This is a genomic window from Neisseria sp. P0021.S006 (assembly GCF_051956895.1).
Genome location: NZ_JBQCWZ010000091.1, coordinates 1 through 3,419 on the forward strand (window position 1 = coordinate 1; position 3,419 = coordinate 3,419).

General features: G+C 51.0%; 3 protein-coding genes. All 3 read right to left on the reverse strand.

Going from position 1 to position 3,419, the window contains the following annotated elements:
* Positions 1 to 173: 173 nt before the first annotated feature.
* The 3 genes from ACTHUM_RS10935 to rodA all read right to left on the reverse strand — a co-directional run bounded on the left by ACTHUM_RS10935 (position 174) and on the right by rodA (position 3,409).
* Positions 174 to 1,517 (reverse strand): aldehyde dehydrogenase family protein, encoded by a 1,344-nt coding sequence (locus ACTHUM_RS10935; RefSeq protein ID WP_107811048.1) that lies wholly within the window; start codon positions 1,515 to 1,517, stop codon positions 174 to 176.
* 79 nt (positions 1,518 to 1,596) lie between these two features.
* Positions 1,597 to 2,256, reverse strand: a complete 660-nt coding sequence (locus ACTHUM_RS10940; RefSeq protein ID WP_070459823.1) for a MarC family protein — start codon at positions 2,254 to 2,256, stop codon at positions 1,597 to 1,599.
* A 1-nt stretch (position 2,257) separates the two neighbouring features.
* Positions 2,258 to 3,409, reverse strand: coding sequence for a rod shape-determining protein RodA (gene rodA / locus ACTHUM_RS10945; protein WP_107811047.1), 1,152 nt, complete (start codon positions 3,407 to 3,409; stop codon positions 2,258 to 2,260).
* Positions 3,410 to 3,419 lie beyond the last annotated feature (10 nt).

Consider the following 3,419-nt stretch of genomic DNA (forward strand, 5'->3'; position numbering starts at 1 on the left):
GGGAAGCGGTCGATGTGTTTGACGATCATGGCTTGGACGGTTTGCTGAAAGAAGGTGGTCATGGAAAATCCCCTAAATGTCTTAGTAGGAATTTAGGGGATTTTGGGGAATTTTGCAAAGGTCTCAGGCCGTCTGAAATCGGGTTTTCAGACGGCCTGAGTTAATGCAACAGTTTATTTTTGCCAATAGGTTTTGACGTTGACGAATTCGTACAGCCCGAATTCTGATAGCTCGCGTCCATAACCTGAAGCTTTGACGCCACCAAAAGGTAGGCGCAGATCGCTGCTGGTGTGGCGGTTGATAAAGACAGAGCCTGCTTGAATTTTTTCGGCGTATTGCCATGCATTTGCCGTGTCGGCTGTGTAGATACAGGCGCCGAGGCCGAAAGGTGTGTCGTTGGCAAGTGCGACGGCGTGATCCGGATTGTTGGCGCGTAAAATCATGGCAACTGGGCCGAAGACTTCTTCGTGCCAAACGCGGCAGTTCGGGTTGATTTGATCCAATACCGTGGCAGGGTAAAACCAGCTTTCTCCCTCAGGGATATAACCGCCGCTCAAGCACTGCGCGCCATGTGCAACCGCATCTTGAACCTGCTCGTGTACGGTTTGACGCAGGTCTTCGCGGTGAAGCGGGGCAAGGGTAGTGTTCGGGTCTTTGGGATTGCCGGTTTGCAGTTTGGCGCATTCGGCAAGGAAGAGCGGGATAAATTGTTCGGCAATATCTTGGGTAACAACGATGCGCTTGGCGGCATTGCAGGATTGTCCGGCATCGCGAAAGCGCGAATAGCAGGCATCGATGACTGCACGTTGCAGATCGGCATCAGGCAGGATAATAAACGGATTGCTGCCGCCCAGTTCAAGGACGGTTTTTTTCAGATGTCTGCCCGCATGGGCGGCCAGCAAGCGACCGGTATGGGTCGAACCGGTAAATGCCATGGCATCGGTATCTTCAATGGCTTTAAGCGTGTCTTCATGGTTTAACCATGCGCCGATAAGCGGCAAACCTTTGGGGACGAGGTTGAAGAGTGTTTCGCTGACGCGGGCGACACTGGGCGCAGGTTTGACCGCGCAGGCATTGCCGGCACAGAGGGCAGGGATGGCAAATCGTAAAATCTGCCAAACAGGGTAGTTCCACGGCATGACTGCCAAAACAACGCCCAAAGGCTCGAAGCGGACTTGGCTGAGGCTGGCTTGAGTGGCGATGGTTTTATGGGCAAGCAGTTCGGGGGTAAGGCGGACGTAATAGCGGATAAGCTCGATGGATTTGCTGATTTCGGCACGGCATTCGTGCAGGCAGCGTCCGACTTCTTCGCAGACCATTTCAGCAAGGCGTTCTTGGTTTTGGGTAAGGCTGTCGGCAAATTGTTGTAAGAGGGCAGTGCGCTCGATAATGCTTGATTGTGCGAAGGTTTGCTGAAGGGTTTGGAGGCGGTTTAATTCGTCGGTGAACTCGGTATAGCTTTGCGCCGGTCTGCGGTAAATGGTTTCTCCGGTGAAAACGTGGGTGCTGTGAAACATGGTTGACTCCTTTGTTTTTATGTTTTTATGAGGCCGTCTGAAAATGTTTCAGACGGCCTTTTATTGTGATGATTGTACTTCAAGCGACCAGTTGGGGGAAAATGGATTTTAAGCCGGCAACAATAATCTCTACGGAAATGGCGGCAAGCATCATGCCCATGATGCGGTTGAGGATGGTCAGGCCGGTAGTGCCCAAGCGTTTGCTGATGCGTCCGGCCACGACCAGAATGAAATAGCAAATCAGGCTGACCAAAAAGCCGGAGATGATAATTAGGGCAATATCGCTGTAATTTTTGGCGGCAGAGGAGTAAATGATGACGGTAGAAATACCGCCGGGACCGATGGTAATCGGAATGGCAATGGGTACGACGGCAATGGCTTTTTCATTGCGGCGGATTTGTTGCTCATGGTGATGCTCTTCTGAATTGGGGTCGATTTTGGGCTTGGCAGGATTATTGTTGCCGTTCATTAAGGAGATGGCAATCAGCAAAACCAGAATACCGCCGCCGACTTGGAAAGAGCCCACGCTGATACCAAGTACTTTCAACAAGATACCGCCACTCAGTGCAAAGACGATGATTACGATGAAAACGGCCAATGCGGCAGTACGCGCGATTCTGCGCTTTTCTTTGGTGCTGTGGTTTTGTGTCAGATCAAGATAGATTGAGAGCGCGCTGAAAGGATTAATCAGCACGAGAAATGCCACAAGCAGCTTGCCGATTTCTACACCCAGTTCCATATTATTCCTCGCTTTCAGTTAGGTCATCGTTATCCGCATTACGGCGGCGGAGGTTTTTGTGTTCGTTGGCAATACCCATCAGCAGGGCGAGCACCACCATGATGGAAAGTGTAGCCGTACCGCCGTAGCTGACCAAGGGGAGGGGGACACCTACGACGGGCAAAATACCGCTGACCATGCCCATGTTTACAAAGGCGTAGCAGAAAAAAGTCATGGTCAACGCGCCTGCCAAAGTACGACTGTAAAGGGATTGCGCTTGTGCGGCAATCCACAATCCGCGTGCCAGAATGATGAGGTAAACCAGCAGTAAAAGGATATTGCCAATCAGGCCGAATTCTTCGCCGAATACTGCGAGAATAAAGTCAGTCGTTGATTCGGGAATATAGTCTAAATGGGTTTGCGTACCGTTGAGCCAGCCTTTACCCCATACGCCGCCCGAGCCGATGGCAATCATGGATTGGATGATGTGGTAGCCTGCGCCTAACGGGTCTTTGGTTGGGTCGAGCAGAGTGAGGACGCGGGTTTTCTGGTAGTCGTGCATGCCGTAATTCCACAAGAGCGGCAAAGCGGCCACAAAGGCAATAATGGCGGAAAAAATAGCCTTCCAAGGCAATCCGGCAAAGAAGATGACAAAAATACCCGAAGCCATAATCAGTGCTGCCGTACCCAGATCTGGCTGCTTCAATATCAGGGCAACAGGAACAAGAATCAGAACGAGGGCAACAATATAATGTACCCATTTCAGACGGCCTTCATAGCGTTGGAAATACCACGCGACAGTCATGGGAATACCGATTTTCATGATTTCGGAAGGTTGGATACGGGTAAAGCCGAGGCTCAGCCAACGTGTCGAACCGTTGACGGTAACGCCGGCAACTTCGACGCCAATCAGCAGTAATACGCCGACAATGTAAACAGGTAGGGCAACTTTGGCAGCCATTTGCGGCTTGAATACGGCGATAATCCATAAAAGGACAAAGCCCAAAACGGTATGGATGGTTTTGTTTTCCAATTGGCCGAACTCTTGCCCGTCTGCAGAATAGAGCAGGAACAGGCTCATGATGTAGATGGCGAGCATGGCAAAAAACAGCCAAGGGTCAATCGGGGCCGCAATGGTGGATTTGAAATTTTTCCACACTGATGTGTTATTCATGATGAACCTC

Bases quoted from the DNA above. Each gene is read 5' to 3' on its own strand.
- ACTHUM_RS10935 (WP_107811048.1), bottom strand. From the start codon at position 1,517: ATGTTTCACAGCACCCACGTTTTCACCGGAGAAACCATTTACCGCAGA.
- ACTHUM_RS10940 (WP_070459823.1), bottom strand. From the start codon at position 2,256: ATGGAACTGGGTGTAGAAATCGGCAAGCTGCTTGTGGCATTTCTCGTG.
- rodA (WP_107811047.1), bottom strand. From the start codon at position 3,409: ATGAATAACACATCAGTGTGGAAAAATTTCAAATCCACCATTGCGGCC.